Source organism: Zobellia galactanivorans (assembly GCF_000973105.1).
In the GTDB taxonomy this organism is placed as follows: domain Bacteria; phylum Bacteroidota; class Bacteroidia; order Flavobacteriales; family Flavobacteriaceae; genus Zobellia; species Zobellia galactanivorans.
Genome location: NC_015844.1, coordinates 2203775 through 2223513 on the forward strand (window position 1 = coordinate 2203775; position 19739 = coordinate 2223513).

Consider the following 19739-nt stretch of genomic DNA (forward strand, 5'->3'; position numbering starts at 1 on the left):
TTATGATTTAAAGGAAGTTACGCCCGATACGACTTTCCGTTCGGCTTCGGCCAAAACGGAATCGAAATCAGAAGTGACTTCAATGGGTTCGTGTACTTGAAAGCTAATATGGTTTCCAATACCGTTGGGAAATTTACCGTATTTGAGCATCTTCCATGAATTGTTGATGCTTATCGGGACCACTAAGGCCGAAGGGGCATTTTTCATAAGAAGTTTCAAACCGGTGGCCTTAAAGGGTTTGGGGTGCCCGGTACGGCTTCGGGTGCCCTCGGGGAATATGACGGCACTTCGCTTGTGCTTTTCTATGTAGCGTCCGAGCTTGGCGATTTCGGTCAGTGATTGGCGACTGTCTTTTCTGTCGATCAGTACGGAGCCTCCGTGTCTTAGATTATAGGAAACACTAGGAATGCCCCTGCCGAGTTCTTTTTTGCTGACAAATTTAGGGTGGTGCTTCCGCATGAACCAGATGATGGGAGGGATGTCGTGCATGCTCTGGTGGTTCGGCACTATGATCAAGGGCCGGTCCGTGGGAATATTATAGGGGTTTTTGAATGAATAGGTAGTTCCCAGAATATGGGTACAGCGCATTAGCGAGAGGTTGAGCAAGGCAACGCTGGCCCTGTGGGCATTGTATCCAAAAAGATTGAAGCAGATCCACTGAATAGGGTGAAACACCAACAGACACAATCCGAAGAAAATCATGTAGAGTAAGGTAAGCGGATATGCGAATAGCTTTTGCATGGTGCAAAAATAAAAAACCGCTTCTTTGTGAAACGGTTTTTTTATTTTATTTCCCTTTTACGAGGGAAGGGCAATAAATTAAAGTCTTAGCAAAACTCGTCGTAAGCACTAATTAGGTTTTCGGCAATCAATTCTGCCGGTCTACCTTCAATATGGTGGCGTTCTATCATATGAACCAATTCGCCATCTTTAAAAAGTGCCATACTAGGCGATGATGGAGGAAAAGGAACCATAAGGTTTCTTGCCGCATTAACTGCTTCGATATCTACACCTGCAAAGACAGTTACCGCATGGTCGGGCTTTTTGGCATTGCGAAGACTCAACTTTGCTGCCGGTCTTGCATTGGCCGCTGCACAACCGCACACGGAGTTTACTACTACCAAGGTGGTACCTTCTTTTTTAATTGCATTTTCGACCGCTTCGGCCGTATATAATTCTTCAAACCCGGCGGAAGCCAAGTCGTCTCTCATAGGTTTTACCAATTCTGGAGGATACATAAATCTTTAATTTTAATGTGGTTAACAAAGATACTTAATTTGTCGCATTTTGTTGATAGACTTAACGTTTCCTTTGAGAAAAAGCATCTTGGGAGGGATTATGGCCGTGGGGCAATGGCATTCTTTGCCGAAACAAAGATGACTCACGGCTTTTTTGATGCCTTAGTTCTGCCTCCTTTTAATATCTTTGCCCAAATTTAGAAAAGGCATGATCAAATGGTTAGCGGCCATCATAGGGTATTATTTCTTTCGGTTTCCGGGCGCTATTTTGGGCTACTTGGTAGGAAGTCTGATCGATGGTTTTAAGATAAGTGGTAGTGCAGGGGGGCAGGCCATTTTTGGGGATATGGCGAGACAGAAAGTGTCGCCGGCCGATTTTGAGCTCAATTTGTTGTCTTTGTGTTCCATTGTGATCAAGGCAGACGGTACGGTAAGTCAACGTGAATTGGATTATGTTCGGCAATATTTTGTCAGCACCTATGGAAAGGATAAGGCCAATGCCATTTTCAGGACGTTCAATGATATCAACAAAAAACACGAGATATCGGCGGAACGTATTTGTACGTTTTTAAATCAAAGAACGCGTTACGAGGTTCGCTTGCAGTTGCTTCACTTTCTTTTTGGAATTGCCCAGGCCGACGGTTCCGTCAGTAATCCGGAGATAGATAAGATCCGTGAAATTGCGGGTTATTTGAGGGTAAACTTGCGCGATTTTGAAAGCATCAAGGCCATGTTCATAAAATCGGTCAACAATGCCTATAAAATTCTTGAGATCGACAAGTCTGCCACTAACGACGAGGTAAAGAAGGCATATCGTACGATGGCCAAAAAATATCACCCCGATCGCGTAAACACGCAGAATGAGGCCATTAAAAAGGGTGCCGAGGAGAAATTTAAGGAAGTGCAAAAAGCCTATGAGGAGATTCAGGCCGAAAGAGGTTTGTAGGCCTGCTATTTTTGTTCTTCCCATAGTCATATAAAATTGTAGAAAATGCAAGAATTTCTGTTTTACATAAAGATGGGTCTGGAGCATGTACTTGATTTTAACGCGTACGACCATATTCTTTTTTTGGCGGCATTGGCCGTTCCCTTCTCATTCAAAACATGGAAAAAAGTGGTCTTGTTGGCTACCGTCTTCACCATTGCGCACTGCCTATCCTTAGCATTGAGTGCTTATGGGGTCGCTAGGGTTGATGTAGCCCTTATCGAGTTCTTGATTCCCGTGACGATTATGGCTACGGCTATGTTTAATTTGGTGTATCTCAAGGTCCAAACGGCCCAAAAAAGCATAGTCTGGCATGCCATTGCCACAGTTGTGTTCGGTCTGATACACGGTTTTGGTTTCAGTAATTACTTTAGGATGTTGATGGCCGAGGTAGACGACAAGTTGGTGCCCCTTTTAGGCTTTGCCACGGGCATTGAACTTTCACAGGTTACCGTTGTTCTGTCCGTTTTGGTATTGGGTTGGGCCGTTGTTTCCGGAGCAAAACTTAAAAAAGTGTACTATGTGGGTATTACGTCTATTTTAATCCTTCTCTTGACAATACCGATGCTGGTTCGTACGTTTCCGATATAGTCACTAATTTATTTTCACTAAAAATTAACCGCCAATTATTGTCGGTCTTTTTCAAAGCGGGTATCTTAGTAGTCTTACAAATAGATAAAAGCTAGTGATACAGAGTGTTGTATCTTCGCATTAGATGGAAAAATCAAAACAGACCAAATACGACAAGGCTTATTTGCGTATGGCCCAAGAATGGGGAAAGTTGTCGTACTGCCAACGCAAACAAGTAGGCGCCATTATTGTAAAGGATAGAATGATCATTTCCGATGGTTATAATGGCACACCAACGGGCTTTGACAATATTTGTGAAGACGACGAAGGATATACCAAATGGTATGTTTTGCACGCCGAGGCCAATGCCATCAGTAAAGTGGCGTCTTCCACCCAGTCGTGTGAAGGGGCTACCCTGTATATTACATTATCGCCCTGTCGCGAATGCAGCAAGTTGATCCACCAGTCTGGCATAAAACGTGTTGTATACAAAACGGCCTACAAAGACAATTCGGGCTTGGATTTTTTAGAACGTGCCAATGTCGAACTGGTACATATGCCCGAAATAGAGGTCGAGGTAGACCAGACAATCTAATTTATGAAGCGAAAGCAAAACTATATATGGCCAACGGTTATAGCGGCGGCACTTGCCTTGGGCATTTTTGTTGGGGGAAAGTTGCATTTTGCCGATACCCCCGAAAGGCTGTTCACTACCAACTCAAAAAAAGACAAGCTTAACCGCTTGATCGATTATATCGACTATGAGTATGTAGATGATGTTGATACCGATAGTATTGTTGATGTTACCGTAAATCAAATTCTCGAAAAATTAGATCCGCATTCGGTCTATATCCCTAAAAATGAGATGGATCGCGTTTCGGAGAATATGAAGGGGGATTTTGTGGGAATAGGCATCAATTTCTACCCTTATAAAGATACCATTTCGGTCATACGAACCATACCTAAAGGGCCCAGTTATCTAAAAGGAATCAAAGCGGGCGATCGGATCTTAATGGCCGATAACGATACGCTGTACGGTAAAGACTTGGGCAACGATGATATTGTAGGAAAGCTCAAAGGTGAAAAGGGCAGTACCGTAAAATTGCAGGTGTACAGAAAGCAAGAGGATAAAGTATTTACGGTCAATGTAAAACGCGATATCGTACCCATAAAAAGCGTCGAGGCCTATTTTATGCTTACCGATGATATGGCCTATATAAAGGTCAATCGCTTTGCCGAATCTACCTATAAGGAATTTAAACAAGCCCTGTCGGAACTCAGAAAGCAGGGGGCTCGCAAGTTGACACTTGATTTAAGGGATAATCCCGGTGGGTATCTTGGTGTGGCCGAACAGATGGCCGACGAGTTTTTGCAAAAAGGAAAACTCATACTCTTTACAAAGAACAAAAGAGGGGAAGTGAACAAGATTCACGCCACGAGCAAGGGAAGTTTTGAAGATAAGCCTGTATATGTGCTGATCAATGAAAGGTCGGCTTCGGCAAGTGAAATTATAGCCGGGGCATTGCAAGACAACGATATTGGGACCATTGTAGGGCGTCGTTCTTTTGGAAAGGGCTTGGTGCAGCGCGAAATGGAACTGGGCGATGGTTCTGCCGTTCGTTTGACCGTATCACGTTATTATACCCCAACGGGAAGAAGCATTCAAAAGACGTATAAAAACGGCAATAAAGACTATTACCAAAAATTTACCGACCGATATCACAGTGGCGAGTTGATCTCGGTAGATAGTATCAAGGTAGCCGATTCGCTCAAATTTGTTACGCCCAAGGGCAAGGTAGTCTATGGTGGCGGGGGCATTATTCCCGACGTATTCGTTCCAATAGGTACCAATGAAGAGGAAGCGGTAGAAAGTATGGATAGCTTCGGCTGGCTTTCTTATTTTATATTCGAACATCTAGATGACGATCGTAAGCGCTATAGCTCGTTGACCGAAAAGGAATTTATAGAAGACTTTAGGGTAGATGATATCCTATTTGAGAAATTTGTCGACTACTCCATTAGGCGAAACCTTAGAATGGACTTCTACAAGTATGAAAGCAGTATCAAATTGTATTTAAAGGCGGCCTTGGCCGAGCAGTTGTTCGGGCCCAATATCCATGCAAAAATAAAAAGTGCCCAAGATAAAATGCTGCAAGAGGTACTCAAATTAGACAAGCCCGAAGCGCAAGAGCAACAGGCGGAAGGCCTTGAAATCAATGACTAATCTCGCTGTTCTATTTTTTTCTGGATCTTTTTGCTCGTCCTGAAGATCAAAAGTAGCAGCACGGCACATAAAGAGGCCACAATGCCGATAAGGGCTATAGTGCTGTCTCCATTGAGCGGGTCTTGAAAATCGACAATAGTGACGTTGTAGGCAATCAGCGCAACGGCCAATGCGATTAAAATTAAGGTGAATGTCTTGTTCATGGTATGTTTTTTAATATTTCCGGCAACTTTCGAAAGCAATTATCCTACTAGAAAAGCTCGTTGATGTTGGCGGCGAACAGTTTTACCGCAATGGCCAAGAGAATAACACCAAAGACCTTTCGTATAATATTCAGTCCGTTTTTACCCAAAACACTTTCAATGCGTTTTGAAGATTTCAGAACGATATATACAAAAATAGTGTTTATAGTAATGGCAACAATGATGTTTTCAACATGATATTCGGCCCTTAGTGAAAGCAATGCGGTAAGGGTACCTGCCCCGGCAATGAGCGGAAATGCAATCGGTACGATCGAGGCACTTTCGGGCTCGTCTTCCTTGTACAGCGTAATTCCCAATATCATTTCAAGGGCCAGGAAGAAAAGAATGAAAGATCCCGCAACGGCAAAGGAGTAGACATCTATGCCGATCAGTTTCAGTATTTTCTCTCCGACAAAAAGAAAGGCGATCATGATGACCAATGATACCACCGACGCCTTTTCTGACTCGATATGCCCCACTTTTTTTCGTAAGCCTATAATAATAGGTACGCTTCCTAAAATGTCGATGACCGCAAAGAGGATCATTGTGGCCGTGGCAATTTCCCGAAAATCGAAATGTACCTTCATACTTTTAAATTTTCGGCAAAATTACATTTATTAAAACGGATTAGCGGCATGCAACTTCAAATAAATTACTAGGTCAAAATCCCCCTTTAAAAAGTATCTTTGCATATCTAAATAGGTATTTATGTTTCAATTGGGTAAGACCATCGTATCTGAAGAGATTATAGAGAACGAATTTGTCTGTAATCTTTCTGCCTGTAAGGGTACATGTTGCGTTGACGGTAATGCAGGCGCTCCGCTTGATGAAGATGAAACCGAAATTTTGGTGGACATATACAGTAAGGTCAAGCCTTACCTCAGAAAAGAGGGTATAGATGCCATTGAAGAACAAGGTGCGTTTATCAAAGGCGAAGATGATGAATGGGAAACCCCATTGGTCAACGATAGCGAATGTGCCTACGTCGTGTTTTCTGAAAACGGTACGGCAAAATGTGGTATTGAAGAGGCGTATAACGATGGCGCGATCAATTGGAAAAAACCCGTGTCATGCCACCTATATCCGATTCGTATAAGGGAATACACCGAGTTGACCGCAGTTAATTACCATAAATGGAGCATTTGTGATCCCGCGTGTGCTTTAGGGGAAGAGCTGCAAGTGCCCATCTACAAATTTGTAAAAGAAGCGCTGATCCGTAAGTTCGGCGAGGCTTGGTACAAAGAACTCGAAGAAGTGGCCGAAGAGCATACTAAACCGTAGGAATATGTAAAATAATCCTTGTGCCTGCCGATGTTCCATCTTCATGGTAGAGGTCTACGATTTCAACTTCGAACGAATTCTGAAAGTCTTTTGAGAAATTGGCCAGACGTTCCTTGGTAATATCTATTCCGACCGACTTGCGTTTGAGAATCTTGTTCAATTTTAACTTTTCCGCGGCTTCCCTTCCTACACCGTTATCCGTAATGGAAATGTGAATGTATTGTTCTTGGTCTTTTGAAATATGAAGGTCGATGGATTTTTTTCCGGTTTTTGACGAAAGGCCGTGCCACAAGGCGTTTTCTAAGAAAGGCTGTAAAATTAGCGATGGAATTTTTATCGTATGCGTATCGACACCTTCATCGATGCGAACCTTAAAGTCGATTTCATTCGAGAAGCGGATGTTTTCAATGTTCATGTAGAGTTCAACCGTCTCGAGCTCTTCGGCAAGGGGAATTTCGCGCATCGATGAAGCTTCCAATATTTTTCGTACCAATTTAGAGAACTTGTTCAGGTAGTGGACTGCATTTTTTTGTTCATTGTTGATGATGTACAGTTTTATACTGTTCAACGAATTGAACAAAAAATGCGGATTCATCTGGCTTCGGAGCATGCTTTGTTCAAGGGTGAGTAGTTTCTTTTCGTTCTTTAGTTGGTATTGTCGGTACAATATGTAGAATATGCCGGCCAAAAGGGCTAGGGCGATACCCCCGATAAGCAAGGTGGTGCGACTGGTTCGAAGTTCCATTTGGACTATTTCGTAGTTTTGCGCGAGCCTTTGTATCTGATTGTTCTTTTTTTCCGAATCGTATTTAAAGATGATGTCGTTAACATAGCGTACGGTACTCTCATTGGCTACTTCCTCGTCGAGTTCATAGGCCCTCATATTGGCGGTCAAGGCCTTTTTGTAATCGCCCATATATTGGTAGAGTTCCGTCAGCAAATGGTTGGCCCTGGCCGCTTCTGCCCGTAAATTATACTTTTCGGCTATGCGTAGGCCTTCGAGAATGTTTTCTTCCGCACCGGAAAAATTGTTCGTTGCCATTTGAGACCAGCCGATGTTCGTATAAATGGGCGATATCAAAAAGCCATCTCCCAATTTTTCGGCAAGTGGCAAGGTAGACCTCAGAAGATTCGATGCTTCGGTAATGCGGTTTTGCTTCAGGTAGATCTGGCCAATGCTGTTCTTGCAGATTACACGGCCCATATCACTGTTTATTTCTTCGTTATAGGCCAATGAAGTGCGGTAGTTGCTGAGGGCTTCGTCTAATTCACCTAGATGTTCTTGGCATTCCCCAATATTCTGATAATTGATGGCCATGCCCAAGGTGTTCCCGAGTTCAGACTCGAGTTTCATCGACCTTTTAAAGTACTCAATGGCCTGCCCGTATTGGTTCAGCATAATGTATAGGTTGCCTATACAGTTAAGGGACACGTTTATGCTCTTTTTTAGACTTTTTGATTTTTCCTTGACACTTTCAGCCAGTTCAAGGGCTTCTTTGTTGTAGTCCATGGCCGTACGAATCGATGAGGTTCGTCGGTATACGACTCCCAAATCGTTTAGGCTGGCGACCCTAAATTCAATGTTATTGGTTGAATTGGCTATTTCTAGGGCTTCCTTATGCAATGCTATGGCCTTGGTGTATTGTGAGGTGTTGCGGTAGACCCTGCCCAATTCATTTAGGGCATAGGTGCGTCCGGGCAAGTAGTTCTCCTTTAAAGTGGTATTGGACAGGTAGCGCATTAAAATGGTATCGCTCTTATAGGGTTGTAGTACGGAGTGTATTTCCCCATAGGTCTCTGGGGCCGCATGGATCAGGCTGTCAACAGTTTGTTTGAACGATGAGGGAACAAATTGTGCCTGGCAAAAAGTAATACATGAAAAAAACACAAGGCAAATCACCTTTATGGCCATAGGTGGGTAATAAAAGATGAGGGAATTTTTAATATGTATCCGTTGAAACTGCATTAAGTTTTATAGCATATCCAGAAAGTCCGATTTTTTTTGCCTGGAAACGGGAATCTTATGGTTCGATTCGAGTATTACATAGCCATCTGTCTTTAAGAATTCTTTTATTTTAGTAAGGTTGATAATGTATGAATTGTGGATCCTGAAAAACGTATCGGCAGGAAGCAGTTCATTGACTTCTTTCAGTTTTTTGGTGAGTACGATCTTATGGCCATCGGCCAAGAAAATAGTACTGTAGTTCCCATCCGATTCGGCATACAGAATTTCGTCGCTGTCTAAAAACACCAGTTTGCCATCGGTATTAAAGGTTATTTTTTTGTGCTTGGCGTTAGAATTAAAGTTTAAGAGCAATTTCTCTAACCGCTCGGCCGTATAGTTTTTGGCGTTGTACCTTCTGATTTTGACAATGGTTTCCTTAAGATCGTCGGTATCTATAGGTTTTAAAAGGTAATCAATAGCCTCGTTTTTCAATGCTTTAATGGCATATTGGTTATAGGCCGTAGTGATGACCACCGGAAAGTTCTTGTTGGTAAGCTTTTGGATAAATTGAAACCCGTCCATAGTCGGCATTTCAATATCCAAGAAAAGACAATCGGGAGTGTGTGTTTCAAGATAGCTCAGGGCTTCAAAAGGGTCGGTAAATGAAGCATCGACCTTAATTTCGTCACTGAAATTGGTCAATTCCCAAGATAGGCTTTGCAATGCCTTAATTTCATCATCAACAATTACGGCTTCTAACATAGAATTCAGCTTTAAGGTAAATTAATCAAATTTAATGGTATACCGTGGTTTCTAAAAAAAAGATGTGCCGTTGGATGGGTTTCTCGTATAATCGGCCTAAAAAAATGTAAATATGGTTTTAAAGGTTAAAAATTGGCGCGATTATTGATTTTACCCACATAATTAGGGTTTTGTTAACACCAAAATCCCCCTAAAAGCAGGCAAAGTGCTATTTATACAGAAAAAAGCACCATTTACACATAAGGCCTGTAAAGCTCATAAGGTCAAGGCTAATTTAGGCTTGAAATTGTGATGGATATTAATGTTTCCCCATTAAGGTTTGATGTCAAACCGCAGTAAGGTTGAACTAAATAAGAATTACAATGAGAAAGTGTGTTGTTATGTTCACGGTATTGGTAGTGCTGCTAATAGTAGCAATGTATACCAATCAAGACGGGAAAAGTAATTTTGACAAGAATCGTTTAGGAAACGAACAATTTGTCGAAAACACAATGAATGAGCTTTCGGAAGAGTCAGTACTCACCTCAAAAAATTGATAGATATGAACGATTTGTTTCAATTTTTTATACGAGCAGGTAAATTTAGTTTTTGGATATTGTTTTCGTTCTTGTTCCTGTCTAGTGAAACGGTAGAAAATGGTTTTGTCAATGCCGAAAATAAAGACGGGGTTTATCCTATGATATCCGCTATGAGCGATGTAGACGAAGCATTGGCCATTCCTATGGTATTTGAAATGAATGATATAGCTTCTAAGAATGGTCGTTTGTATACTACACTCGAGTTAATGATGAACAATGCCGATAAGCGCGAAAATGTAATGGGTATTCTAGTTTCAATGTCTTCGGCCGATACCACCAATTTGTTGAAGAAATATACGGTACGGCCCAATGCAGAGAGTTTTCTACAAGATTTTAAGGGAGTGTTCGGTTTTGTCAATGTTGACGATTTGGGCGAAAAGCCTTTTTTTGCCTACAACGGCACCTTTACGGTCAATGAGTATAATGGACTGTCTATGAGTGGTGATATCCATATTCAGTTTCAAAATTTTGAGGGTCAAATCATTCAGGTGAAAAGAAAATTCACTGCCGTCAAAAAAGAGGTGGAGACCTATGAAAACATGCTTGCGAAACGCTAAGTTTTCTTGCATGTAGCGTTATTTGTAATATTCTACCAGTGATCAAGTTAGAATGTACAAATATGCTTGTGTATAGTGCGCGGTGTAAAGAAAATGCTTATTTTTACCATCCCCCCGATTGCTATAAGCCAAGTATGAGTACGCCTTAGGGCATAAATATAGAAGAATAGACCAAGCATAACTATATACAAAAAATCAATGGGGAACTAGCTACAATTTTATGAAACTGCCAACCAAAAAGGTACGGTTCTAGGCGTCGTGTTAAGATAAAGAACATGAATTGTCCGTCTAATGAAACCACTTTGGGGAACACTCGTCCAACTTGTTGGAAAAGTGATTGCTCGATTATAGGTTTCGGGGGAACTACCTGAATCAGCACCCTTTCTGGTAATAATCGATTTTGATACATTAGAGGAACCGTACGGTTTGGCGGTATCATACCTTATTTAACTTTGCCGGAAATTTATTTTTTCCGGCTTTTTTATGTTTATGTCTTTGCTGTAAAACGCTTGTTTTGAGCGAATTGTATTACTTTTTTCAAGAAAGGGTAAGAAGGGGTGTTTGCTATTGATACAAGAAATAGGTTCATCGGTACATAAAAATTTACCGATTGAACATGATTGATTGTGGCCTGGGTAAATTACAATCATATTTAGCATGAAAAATGAATACTCGTGTTAACCTTTTTGCGGCAGGGGTAACTAACCTAAACAGAACTGTTAAATATGAAAACTATGAACTATGTACTATTGACCACGATTATGCTGTTGAGCCTGTCGTGTACTCGAACAGAAGCTCCGGAAGAAGAGTTGACCGCTACCAATTTCGGATATTACCATTTTCAAGAGCCCCAATACCTGAATGGGGCAGAACTCTACAAATTGGGAACCATACAGAGCCTTACAGTGGTAAGACAGGAAATTGCGAAGTTGAAGGAAGGTATTGACCTTAACAAAGGGAGCAAGGGCGAGATTGCCAAGTTGGAAATGGCCCAAAAAAAAGAATCGGCGCTTAGTGAATATAAAACCGGGCTCGTTAGTATCGTTATGCCGAGGGGGGGCAAGTTCCCTCCAAGACCGCCAAGGGGTTGTTTTGACGACCCTCGATTAGGGTGTGTCCCGAAAATAAATATCAGCGACTTCAATGGCATTGAAATAACCGACGGTCTAGAAGGGGTCGAGGTAATTGTGGTGGACAAAAAAAACAATGTGCTGGCTAAGGGTTCTTCTCCCCAAAAGTTGAAAGATGGCAAAACGGTCATTATGCTTAAGGGAGATTTTAATGGAGATGCTACCATGCTTATCAAAAAAACGGATATACGCAAATTTGGTCAAGAAATTGTCTTGCAGGTGCCCGTTTATAAAGAATGAATCAATTTTTAATTCAATTAAAGTCCTTCCTTGTGTATCTTGTGAGGGACTTTATTTTATGAAATATCTACACTGTATAGGGTTTTTCTTTGTTTTTATCGCCCAAGGGGTCTCCCAAGTAGATTCAATCGGGTTAGATGAGGCATTCGGTCGTGCTTTTGAAAACCATTACACCAATAAAGACAGCGCCTATTTTTATTATGACAAGGTCATTTCTATGGCCGATGCGCAGGATAATTTAGATGTGCTGATGGGGGGACTTAGCTACTTGATCAATGCCAATAGTAATTTTTATGACCTTGAACAGTACGGAGACAATCTGGAGCGTATGGGCACACTGCTTGAAAGTGATGCCCGCCTTGATAGTTTTGCACTAAAACAGGTATACGAGCAAAGATTGCTTTTTGACAGGGGAAATTATCACTATAAGCTTAAAGACTATGTAACGGCCCAGAATTATTTTTTAGAACTCTATGGCCAACTGAAATCGATACCCCAAAATGAACTTACCGCCTTGGATATCGATACCTTATCCGCCATCTATAGCTTTTTAGGGCTGATACACCGGCACACGGGGAGATATGAACAGGCCGAGTTTTATTACACCCAAGATTTGAGGCTGATAGAAACGTATAGCGATAGTATTGAAGATGCCCGGTCGGTCGGTTTTAATACTAAAAAATTATTGTCGCAGGTGTATGAAGACCAAAACAACACGACAGAGGCCAATCGATTGTTACAGGAAGCCTTGATTTTTTACAAAACCAAGGTCGATAACCCGAGATTTAAGAATAACTTTCTGTCTACCTATATGCTCTTGGCCAAGAACTATATCAATCAAGAAGATTTTGATTCGGCCATAGCGGTTTTGAACGAAAACAATGTCATCAGGCCCGAAGACAATCCGTTTAAAAAGGAAGTCGATATGATATATGGTGATGCCTTTTTAGGAAAAAAGGAGTTCTCAACGGCCTTGTCCTATTATCAAAAGACCTTGAAGTCGTACCAAGAGTACCGACGCAACAAACCGCACCAAGATATAGCCGAGGCGTATGGGAAGATAGCCGAACTGCATTTACGGCGCATGGATTTTAAGCAAGGGCTGCAGGCGGTTCAAGACGCTTTTCTAAATGCCGGAAACCATATTGCCGATTCCGAAAGCAATCCTAGTCCCGATCAAACCTTTTCCAAAATCCAACTTTTGCATTTGCTCGATATAAAACTGCAGCTTTTACAAATGGCTTTGGGGAAAACCGGCGAGCTCAATTATGAAGAACAAGCTTTACGGACCAGTGACGCCATTTTGAAAACCTTTGATGCACTGAAAGGTGAATTTGACAGTAAACTGGACAAACAGTTTTTGGCCGAACGGGTCTATCCTATTTTTTACCGTATGCTAGCGATAGTGTATAGGAGTTATGAACGAAATCCTTCGTCAAAAACGATAGGGTTTGCGTTGAATATCGCGGAAAAAAACAAAGACTTTGTGTTGCTGGAAGCCCTGCGGAATGCCCAAGCGACAAAATATGGTGGCGTACCTCCACAATTGTTGAATAAAGAAGTGCAATTGAGGGCAGGCATCACCCATTTGGAAAAACAACTATTCGATGCTACGGATACCATTACCAACTATCAAGAACAATTATTCGACCTGAAACAAGAGTACTATGGTCTTTTGAAAAAACTGAGAACCGACTTTCCTAAATACTACGAGTTAAAATACGAGAGTGAACGTCTTGATCTGGCCGGCGTAAAGAAAAGGGTTTTGAAAGATGGCTCGGCATTGGTTTCCTATACCGTTGCCGATGATTGGCTTTACGTAATCATGTTGCATGGTCAGGGTGAAAAGTTCATAAAGCTCCCATTTGACCAAGACGACCAAAATAAAGTAAAAGAATTGTACCGATTGCTCTCCCATCCTTCCTTAACGGGTCAAGAACCTATCAAGGAACTCGGTGGCCAGCTTTTTGAAAAACTGCTGGAGCGGCCCTTGCGGGGCTTTGATGGTGAAGAGGTCACTATAGTTCCCGATGGGGTATTGCATTACTTGCCTTTTGATCTTTTAAGTGATAATGACGACTATGTTTTGAAAACCAAGAGTATCGGATATGCCAATTCGGTGGCTTCGCTGATGAAACTCAAGGCAAAAAGAAAAGCCGAAACGAATAGTGTATTGGCTTTTGCGCCGAGCTTCTCCGGAGAAGGACCGGTTCAGGGTGTGCGGCAATTCGGTAGGTTACTCTATAACGATGACGAGGTTTCTAAAATTGATCGTTTTTACCATACCGAAGTGGTTTTAGACGAAAAGGCCACCTTGTCCTATTTCAAGTCGAACCTTTCGCGTTATAATATATTGCACTTGGCTACCCATGCTTCGGCGAACGATGCCTTTCCCGACTATTCGTATCTCGCATTTAGTGCAGAGGCAGATAGTGTGCAGCATAATATCCTATATATAAAAGACTTGTACAACATCGCTTTAGATGCCGATATGGTTACCTTGAGTGCTTGTCAAACGGGTATAGGAAAACTGCAAAAAGGTCAAGGGATGCTTAGTTTGTCCAAGGGTTTTTATTATGCCGGGGCGAAATCTTTGGTCAATACGCTTTGGAAGATAAACGACAAGAGCAGTGTAAGGCTGATGGAGGATTTTTATGAAGGCTTATCCGAAGGAAAATCAAAAACAAGGGCCTTGCGCGATGCTAAATTGAAGTATTTGGAAAGTACTGATGACGAGCTTTTAAAACACCCTTATTACTGGTCGGCCTTTGTTGTTTCGGGTGACGGATCCCCCTTGTCGGACCATTCTTTTTGGTGGTACTGGGGCGCCGCTATACTGGCCTTGGTGGTGTTCTTAATTTGGTTTTGGAAACGCCGCACACAGATAAACCTTTAAAACAGGGGTTAATCCAATTCTTCCAATAATCGTTTGGCGGCAGCTGCCTTAAAACCGTTCTGTGAAACCAATTTTTGTAGTTGTATTTTACTTTCGTCAATACGGCCCAGTTTTAGGTCCGATAAGGCCAGGTACCAAATGGCCCGGTCTTTGAGTTCACCATCGGCCTCTATGTAGTTTTCTAAAAGTGGCACCGCTTCTTTGTGTTTTTGAAGCTGCATCAAGGTAATGGCTTCGTAGAATTGTATATAACCATCGTTGTTTTTTTCTTGAAGGGTCTTGAACAATGAAAGGGCCTCGGCATAATCTTCGTTTTCATAGGCGGTAAAAGCTCTAGTCTGTAGGTCTTCCAGTTCTGCACTTCGCTCAATGGGGTGGACTACATTTTCATAGGCCACAAAGTTGGCATTGTAAAGTTCGTCGGTGCTGTAGTTGTGGGTATTGAAGAATACGAACCATGACCCGATACCGACCAAAAAGATGATTGAGGCGGCCACGAGCCAGGGGCGTAAAGAAATGACCTTGGCTTCTTGTTTTGGTTCAGAAGCCGACATTGCGGCGAACATCTGTTTCACGGCTTTGCGTTCTTCCTTTTTGAGCGACTCTTGCAACTCGCGCTGAAATTTAAAATCCTCGGCAAACTGTACGTCCGTTTCTAAGAGATGGTCAAAATCCTTTTTTTGACTCTCGGTGAGAGAGCCTTCAAAGTAGCCATTAATTAAAGTGTCGTTATCCATTATGCTTAAGAATTAGGTCTTTTAAAGATTTGAGGCATCGTGATTTTTGGCTTTTCACTACGTTCTTGTTTTCATAGCCTTGTACACGCATTATTTCATCTATTTTTAGGCCCTCTAAATAAAACAGTTCTAGTATTTCACGGCATTTGTCGCCGAGTTTCTTAAAATTCTCCACTAATTTTTTTTGGTATTCATTGGGCCCTTCGTCTTCATGTACATCGTTAATGACGGTAATTTCGTTTTGGTCGAAAACGTAATCTTCGTCTGTTGTCAACTCCTTGGTATCCCTGAACTTTTTAAAGATCATAAACTTTCCTACGCTAAAAAGATAGGTCTTAAGACTACTTTTTAACTCATCTAATTTTCCTGATAGGGCGTTCTCGTATAAAACGATTATGGCATCTTGAAAAATATCCTCCAATACAACATCATCTGAAGTATATCGCGAGGCGAACCTGAAAAATTCAGATTTATACCCCGTGTAAACATCTTTCAGCGCATTCCTGTCCCGTTTTTTCATTTGGGAAATAAGCTGCCGGTCTTCCATTGGTGTTCGGTTGGTTAAAAAGTAAACATCCCTTAAATATAAATTTTTTTTATCGGGGATGTTGACCTTTTTGGAATTAGGGTATAAACGGATGTATAAAACAATAAAAACATACGATTATGAAAACAAAGAATGTAGTTTATATCGCACTTTTTGTCTTGCTCTTTGTAGCATGTTCCAAAGATGATGCCCCAGATCAACCCAATACCCAGGAAGAAACAGAGGAAGAATTGAACCTTGATAATTTAACAGGTTCATGGATTCGAATTGCCAGTAGCCTTCCGTCGAACGACGGAATGATTGTAGAGATGAAAGATGGGCAAGGTAAAATAGTCGATAAGGCCGGTTCTACCTTTGGTGTTGGAGATATAAAATGGAAAGACATTAAGCCAGAGGACCAAGAAAATTATATATATGAGGAACTCGGTAGTGATGCTGCCTATTACTCGGCTACTATGGAACTGAGGGAGGATGATACCCTGAGAATTTCTGTTGGCTCATCTGGGGCGGGTAATATTCAGAAATGGGTTCGGGAAGGCGAATATACGCCGATTGCTGACGCCGGCCCTGTAGAAACCCAAGAGCTTTCCTGTGAAATAAAGGAGGAGACGGTTTTAAAGAACGGTCCCGCTGCCGTAGACTATATTGTAAAATGTGTTCTCGATGTTACGGCCCCCTTGACAATCGAGCCGGGGGTAGTGATCGAATTTGCTGAAAATGCCGGTTTGGGCATCTATAACGAAGGAACCTTGAATGCTGTGGGCACTGATAACGAGCCGATTGTACTGCGGGGTAACAGCGACATTAAAGGATGGTGGCGCGGTGTTCATATCGAAACACAATCGGTCAACAATAAACTAGAGCATGTAACTATTGAAGATGCGGGTTCAGATTATGTCTACTGCTGTAATCAAGCGGCCAGTCTATTCTTAAAAGGAGCTAAAATAGCTCTTAAAAATGTGCATTTGACGAATGGAAAGGAAATAGGTCTGATGGCTTCCACAGGTACACAGCTTGAATCGTATAGTAATATAACAATCGACACCCACGATTCTTATCCGGCTGAAGTCAATGCCGAGGTATTGTCCGACCTAGATGGTATGGGCTCTGATTATAGCGGCAACGATAAAGATTTTATAAATGTTACTGGAGCTGCAATAAATAATCCGACTACATGGTATGAACTAAATGTTCCCTACTTATTGCCAGGTAAGGTGCTGGATGTGAAGTCAGGTTTGGTAATCAAGGCAGGAACAGAGATCGTTTTTAATGAAAACGGTGGTATTGGAATGTATAGCGATGGGTTTCTGACCGTTGACGGAAATGCAGATGCACCCGTTGTTATGCGTGGCCAGTCTCCTGTAAAGGGCTTTTGGCGCGGGTTGTATTTTGAAACCAACAGCCTCAATAACAAAATAGATTATTTAGAACTCTCCGATACCGGCTCAAATTATGTCTATTGCTGTAGGGAAAAGGCTGCCATTCTCTTTAATTCGGGAAAGGCCAGTATCTCCAATTCAACCTTAAGTAACGGAAAATCATATGGTATCGTGGCCAAGGATGGTTTTGAATTTGAAGAATACACTGCAAATACGATTACTACCCATGATGAGCCCCCCCTATTTATAGATCCATCGGTTGTCCGGTTTTTAGATGGAAGTACTTCTTCCTATACGGGAAATACCAAAAATTATATACTCATTGATGGAGGTAAGATCAAAGAAGAGACCACCATTTCCGCTACCGATATTCCTTATAGGCTGACGGAAAATAAGGTGCTTGACATCACCGCTGCCTTGAGTGTTTTGCCTGGTGTGATAATGGAGTTTGGTTCTGGTTCCGGACTTGGCGTGTATGATTCCGGTTCATTCAATGCCGTGGGTACGGCAGAGAAAAATATAATTTTTAGAGGTGTGGAAAATAGTGTGGGATATTGGAGAGGGATACATACCGAAACCAACAGTATCAATAATATTATCGATTACGCCGAAATCAGTAATGCCGGTTCAAATTACGTGTATTGCTGTAACGATAAAAGTGCCCTTTATGTAAAGTCCGGGAAAATGAAGGTTCAAAATACCTTGTTGGCCAATAGTGGTGGGTGCGGTATATATGTAAGGGCTGCTGCAACCCTTGAGGAGTCGAATTTAAACTATTCGAACAATAGCTCAGGTGATTTGTGTCAAGATTGATAATCGAAAATAAGTACCCATAAATAATTAATAACAAAAACAAGGAAAGCCATGAAAACAAATAGAACAAAAGAGATGTTTCTTTACGGATGTACCATACTGATGATTGCCTTTATGTGCAGTTGCAGCAAAGACAACCCTGTAAATCCTTTGGGAGGATGTGCCAGTGGCGTCTGGTCACAAAATATACTCGATGAAACTGCGGCCTTATCGGCTGCAGGTCAGGCTTATAGTGAGAATCCCACCGCAGAAAATTGTAATAAATACAAGGCGGCCGCCATAGATTATTTTAATGCATTAAAAGGTTGGGCCGATTGTGTGCCCGGCACCAATAAGGCCGAATATGATAAGGCCATAAAGGAAGCTAAGGAAAATGTTGATAAAGATGGGTGCGATTAATCGTACCCTTTTTCTAACCGAAATATGAAGAGTTATGAAATCAATAATGAAGATTTTAGGGATTTGTCTGATGGTTTTCGGGCTGAATTCTTGTTTGGGCGAAGCCAAAGAAAAACTTGGCAAGGCAAAGAAACAGATATCGAATACGTCTAAGTTGGTCAATGAGACGACGAAAGCTCAAGATAAAATTGAAAAACTTAAGAATGCTGTGCCACTGACCAACGATCAACTTAAGGGCTGGCTTCCTGAAAACTTATCGGGTATGAAACGAACGGCTTTTAAAGTCGGAAGGGTGGGAGCGTATCAAGTGAATTCCGTCGAGGCGACCTATGGGAATCTTGACGATAAGAAAAAGTTGAAGGTTTCGGTAATCGATGGCGCAGGGCCTATCGGTAGTATGATGGCGGCAGGGTATGGAATGCTGGGAAATTTCGATATGGAAGAGGAAGATGCCGTCAAGCATAGGCAAACTGTTGAGGTCAAGGGTATAAAAGCACAACAGACCTATAAAAAAAAGAGCAACGATACCCAGCTCATGTTCGCCTATGATGAGCGCTTCTTGGTAACGATAAATGCCTATAAAATGCAACCTGACGAGACTTGGGACTTGGTTCACAAGCTTGATTTGGTCGATTTGACCGAGATGGCCGAGTAAAACTCATTCAATAGCACTTAAAAACAAAAAATCATGAAAAATTCAGAGACCAAAATTGATACGGCCCAAACCGCGGCCACGACGGATGAAAATGATAAAACCATTGCCATACTGGCCTATATTACCGTTATCGGCTTGGTCGTGGCGTTTGTGATGAACAATGAGAAAAAACAAGAGTTTGCCAGGTACCATATTCGTCAGTCGGTCGGACTTTGTATTACAGGATTGTGTTTGGGGATTATCGGCCTCATACCTATTTTGGGATGGTTGATAAACATACTTGGTGTTTTTGTATTGCTTTATATGTGGGTGATGGCGCTTATGAACGCTTTAAACGGAAAGGAAAGCCCTGCGCCTATTCTAGGAAAGAAATATGAGGTTTGGTTTAAGGGGGTCTAAGGGGTGACCGTTATCCCATAAAAATTGAAGGTAGACCGTTGATACGGTGTGCCTTCTTTTTTATCGATTATGCGATAGTTTCGTCAACGGGCCTACTTTTTGTGCTTCAAAACTTTGATGCCTAAACTTTTTTGAATAAAAGGGCTTTTCTTCTATAGTTCT

At 41.8% G+C, this 19739-nt stretch carries 21 protein-coding genes; 13 read left to right on the forward strand and 8 right to left on the reverse strand.

All coding sequences use genetic code 11. The annotated features are described in order from the left end of the window. Positions 1-741 carry a lysophospholipid acyltransferase family protein gene (locus ZOBGAL_RS08900; RefSeq protein ID WP_046287417.1) on the reverse strand — a complete coding sequence of 247 codons (741 nt, stop codon included), beginning with the start codon at positions 739-741 and terminating at the stop codon, positions 1-3. An 86-nt stretch (positions 742-827) separates the two neighbouring features. Beyond that, positions 828-1238, reverse strand: coding sequence for a BrxA/BrxB family bacilliredoxin (locus ZOBGAL_RS08905; RefSeq protein WP_013993245.1), 411 nt, complete (start codon positions 1236-1238; stop codon positions 828-830). 208 nt (positions 1239-1446) lie between these two features. Between ZOBGAL_RS08905 and ZOBGAL_RS08915 the strand changes: the two genes are divergently transcribed. The 4 genes from ZOBGAL_RS08915 (at position 1447) to ZOBGAL_RS08930 (ending at position 5017) form a co-directional block, all read left to right on the forward strand. Further along, positions 1447-2184 carry a tellurite resistance TerB family protein gene (locus ZOBGAL_RS08915; protein ID WP_013993247.1) on the forward strand — a complete coding sequence of 246 codons (738 nt, stop codon included), beginning with the start codon at positions 1447-1449 and terminating at the stop codon, positions 2182-2184. A gap of 45 nt (positions 2185-2229) precedes the next feature. After that, positions 2230-2814 carry a HupE/UreJ family protein gene (locus ZOBGAL_RS08920; protein ID WP_013993248.1) on the forward strand — a complete coding sequence of 195 codons (585 nt, stop codon included), beginning with the start codon at positions 2230-2232 and terminating at the stop codon, positions 2812-2814. A gap of 124 nt (positions 2815-2938) precedes the next feature. Then, positions 2939-3388, forward strand: a complete 450-nt coding sequence (locus ZOBGAL_RS08925; RefSeq protein ID WP_013993249.1) for a deoxycytidylate deaminase — start codon at positions 2939-2941, stop codon at positions 3386-3388. A gap of 3 nt (positions 3389-3391) precedes the next feature. Beyond that, on the forward strand, positions 3392-5017 hold the full coding sequence (locus ZOBGAL_RS08930) for a S41 family peptidase (RefSeq protein WP_013993250.1): 1626 nt from the start codon (positions 3392-3394) through the stop codon (positions 5015-5017). On the opposite strand, the gene ZOBGAL_RS08935 is transcribed toward ZOBGAL_RS08930, so the two are convergent. Both ZOBGAL_RS08935 and ZOBGAL_RS08940 read right to left on the reverse strand, forming a co-directional pair. After that, positions 5014-5220: a hypothetical protein gene (locus tag ZOBGAL_RS08935; RefSeq protein WP_046287839.1), complete on the reverse strand. Its 207-nt coding sequence runs from the start codon at positions 5218-5220 to the stop codon at positions 5014-5016. The genes ZOBGAL_RS08930 and ZOBGAL_RS08935 overlap by 4 nt on opposite strands. Positions 5221-5267: 47 nt before the next feature. Continuing rightward, entirely contained in the window at positions 5268-5846 is a 579-nt protein-coding gene (locus ZOBGAL_RS08940) for a MarC family protein (protein ID WP_013993252.1), read from the reverse strand. Positions 5847-5967: 121 nt separating this feature from the next. Between ZOBGAL_RS08940 and ZOBGAL_RS08945 the strand changes: the two genes are divergently transcribed. Then, positions 5968-6540 carry a DUF3109 family protein gene (locus ZOBGAL_RS08945; RefSeq protein WP_013993253.1) on the forward strand — a complete coding sequence of 191 codons (573 nt, stop codon included), beginning with the start codon at positions 5968-5970 and terminating at the stop codon, positions 6538-6540. Here the strand turns inward: ZOBGAL_RS08945 and ZOBGAL_RS08950 are convergent. Then, on the reverse strand, positions 6530-8506 hold the full coding sequence (locus tag ZOBGAL_RS08950) for a tetratricopeptide repeat-containing sensor histidine kinase (RefSeq protein WP_013993254.1): 1977 nt from the start codon (positions 8504-8506) through the stop codon (positions 6530-6532). The genes ZOBGAL_RS08945 and ZOBGAL_RS08950 overlap by 11 nt on opposite strands. Positions 8507-8512: 6 nt before the next feature. Next, positions 8513-9247, reverse strand: a complete 735-nt coding sequence (locus ZOBGAL_RS08955; RefSeq protein ID WP_013993255.1) for a LytR/AlgR family response regulator transcription factor — start codon at positions 9245-9247, stop codon at positions 8513-8515. A 362-nt stretch (positions 9248-9609) separates the two neighbouring features. Between ZOBGAL_RS08955 and ZOBGAL_RS23545 the strand changes: the two genes are divergently transcribed. The 4 genes from ZOBGAL_RS23545 (at position 9610) to ZOBGAL_RS08975 (ending at position 14648) form a co-directional block, all read left to right on the forward strand. Continuing rightward, positions 9610-9783 carry a hypothetical protein gene (locus ZOBGAL_RS23545; protein WP_158499721.1) on the forward strand — a complete coding sequence of 58 codons (174 nt, stop codon included), beginning with the start codon at positions 9610-9612 and terminating at the stop codon, positions 9781-9783. 5 nt (positions 9784-9788) lie between these two features. Next, entirely contained in the window at positions 9789-10382 is a 594-nt protein-coding gene (locus ZOBGAL_RS08960; RefSeq protein WP_013993257.1) for a hypothetical protein, read from the forward strand. Between the two features lie 734 nt (positions 10383-11116). Beyond that, positions 11117-11752: a hypothetical protein gene (locus tag ZOBGAL_RS23550; RefSeq protein ID WP_013993259.1), complete on the forward strand. Its 636-nt coding sequence runs from the start codon at positions 11117-11119 to the stop codon at positions 11750-11752. Positions 11753-11810: 58 nt separating this feature from the next. Next, positions 11811-14648, forward strand: a complete 2838-nt coding sequence (locus ZOBGAL_RS08975; RefSeq protein WP_013993260.1) for a CHAT domain-containing protein — start codon at positions 11811-11813, stop codon at positions 14646-14648. An 8-nt stretch (positions 14649-14656) separates the two neighbouring features. On the opposite strand, the gene ZOBGAL_RS08980 is transcribed toward ZOBGAL_RS08975, so the two are convergent. Further along, on the reverse strand, positions 14657-15385 hold the full coding sequence (locus tag ZOBGAL_RS08980) for a tetratricopeptide repeat protein (protein ID WP_013993261.1): 729 nt from the start codon (positions 15383-15385) through the stop codon (positions 14657-14659). Continuing rightward, on the reverse strand, positions 15378-15905 hold the full coding sequence (locus ZOBGAL_RS08985) for an RNA polymerase sigma factor (protein WP_158499722.1): 528 nt from the start codon (positions 15903-15905) through the stop codon (positions 15378-15380). The genes ZOBGAL_RS08980 and ZOBGAL_RS08985 overlap by 8 nt, the downstream gene beginning before the upstream one ends. A 146-nt stretch (positions 15906-16051) precedes the next feature. Between ZOBGAL_RS08985 and ZOBGAL_RS08990 the strand changes: the two genes are divergently transcribed. The 4 genes from ZOBGAL_RS08990 to ZOBGAL_RS09005 are packed head-to-tail and all read left to right on the forward strand — an operon-like array spanning position 16052 to position 19577. Continuing rightward, on the forward strand, positions 16052-18124 hold the full coding sequence (locus tag ZOBGAL_RS08990; protein WP_013993263.1) for a hypothetical protein: 2073 nt from the start codon (positions 16052-16054) through the stop codon (positions 18122-18124). Positions 18125-18175: 51 nt separating this feature from the next. After that, positions 18176-18523 (forward strand): hypothetical protein, encoded by a 348-nt coding sequence (locus ZOBGAL_RS08995; protein WP_013993264.1) that lies wholly within the window; start codon positions 18176-18178, stop codon positions 18521-18523. A gap of 34 nt (positions 18524-18557) precedes the next feature. Next, positions 18558-19178: a hypothetical protein gene (locus ZOBGAL_RS09000; protein ID WP_148560700.1), complete on the forward strand. Its 621-nt coding sequence runs from the start codon at positions 18558-18560 to the stop codon at positions 19176-19178. Positions 19179-19211: 33 nt separating this feature from the next. Then, entirely contained in the window at positions 19212-19577 is a 366-nt protein-coding gene (locus ZOBGAL_RS09005; RefSeq protein ID WP_013993266.1) for a DUF4870 domain-containing protein, read from the forward strand. Positions 19578-19739 lie beyond the last annotated feature (162 nt).

What these genes read in the sequence shown, in the direction of transcription:
- ZOBGAL_RS08900 (WP_046287417.1), bottom strand. Translation starts at nt 741, where the DNA reads ATGCAAAAGCTATTCGCATATCCGCTTACCTTACTCTACATGATTTTC.
- ZOBGAL_RS08905 (WP_013993245.1), bottom strand. Translation starts at nt 1,238, where the DNA reads ATGTATCCTCCAGAATTGGTAAAACCTATGAGAGACGACTTGGCTTCC.
- ZOBGAL_RS08915 (WP_013993247.1), top strand. Translation starts at nt 1,447, where the DNA reads ATGATCAAATGGTTAGCGGCCATCATAGGGTATTATTTCTTTCGGTTT.
- ZOBGAL_RS08920 (WP_013993248.1), top strand. Translation starts at nt 2,230, where the DNA reads ATGCAAGAATTTCTGTTTTACATAAAGATGGGTCTGGAGCATGTACTT.
- ZOBGAL_RS08925 (WP_013993249.1), top strand. Translation starts at nt 2,939, where the DNA reads ATGGAAAAATCAAAACAGACCAAATACGACAAGGCTTATTTGCGTATG.
- ZOBGAL_RS08930 (WP_013993250.1), top strand. Translation starts at nt 3,392, where the DNA reads ATGAAGCGAAAGCAAAACTATATATGGCCAACGGTTATAGCGGCGGCA.
- ZOBGAL_RS08935 (WP_046287839.1), bottom strand. Translation starts at nt 5,220, where the DNA reads ATGAACAAGACATTCACCTTAATTTTAATCGCATTGGCCGTTGCGCTG.
- ZOBGAL_RS08940 (WP_013993252.1), bottom strand. Translation starts at nt 5,846, where the DNA reads ATGAAGGTACATTTCGATTTTCGGGAAATTGCCACGGCCACAATGATC.
- ZOBGAL_RS08945 (WP_013993253.1), top strand. Translation starts at nt 5,968, where the DNA reads ATGTTTCAATTGGGTAAGACCATCGTATCTGAAGAGATTATAGAGAAC.
- ZOBGAL_RS08950 (WP_013993254.1), bottom strand. Translation starts at nt 8,506, where the DNA reads ATGCAGTTTCAACGGATACATATTAAAAATTCCCTCATCTTTTATTAC.
- ZOBGAL_RS08955 (WP_013993255.1), bottom strand. Translation starts at nt 9,247, where the DNA reads ATGTTAGAAGCCGTAATTGTTGATGATGAAATTAAGGCATTGCAAAGC.
- ZOBGAL_RS23545 (WP_158499721.1), top strand. Translation starts at nt 9,610, where the DNA reads ATGAGAAAGTGTGTTGTTATGTTCACGGTATTGGTAGTGCTGCTAATA.
- ZOBGAL_RS08960 (WP_013993257.1), top strand. Translation starts at nt 9,789, where the DNA reads ATGAACGATTTGTTTCAATTTTTTATACGAGCAGGTAAATTTAGTTTT.
- ZOBGAL_RS23550 (WP_013993259.1), top strand. Translation starts at nt 11,117, where the DNA reads ATGAACTATGTACTATTGACCACGATTATGCTGTTGAGCCTGTCGTGT.
- ZOBGAL_RS08975 (WP_013993260.1), top strand. Translation starts at nt 11,811, where the DNA reads ATGAAATATCTACACTGTATAGGGTTTTTCTTTGTTTTTATCGCCCAA.
- ZOBGAL_RS08980 (WP_013993261.1), bottom strand. Translation starts at nt 15,385, where the DNA reads ATGGATAACGACACTTTAATTAATGGCTACTTTGAAGGCTCTCTCACC.
- ZOBGAL_RS08985 (WP_158499722.1), bottom strand. Translation starts at nt 15,905, where the DNA reads ATGAAAAAACGGGACAGGAATGCGCTGAAAGATGTTTACACGGGGTAT.
- ZOBGAL_RS08990 (WP_013993263.1), top strand. Translation starts at nt 16,052, where the DNA reads ATGAAAACAAAGAATGTAGTTTATATCGCACTTTTTGTCTTGCTCTTT.
- ZOBGAL_RS08995 (WP_013993264.1), top strand. Translation starts at nt 18,176, where the DNA reads ATGAAAACAAATAGAACAAAAGAGATGTTTCTTTACGGATGTACCATA.
- ZOBGAL_RS09000 (WP_148560700.1), top strand. Translation starts at nt 18,558, where the DNA reads ATGAAATCAATAATGAAGATTTTAGGGATTTGTCTGATGGTTTTCGGG.
- ZOBGAL_RS09005 (WP_013993266.1), top strand. Translation starts at nt 19,212, where the DNA reads ATGAAAAATTCAGAGACCAAAATTGATACGGCCCAAACCGCGGCCACG.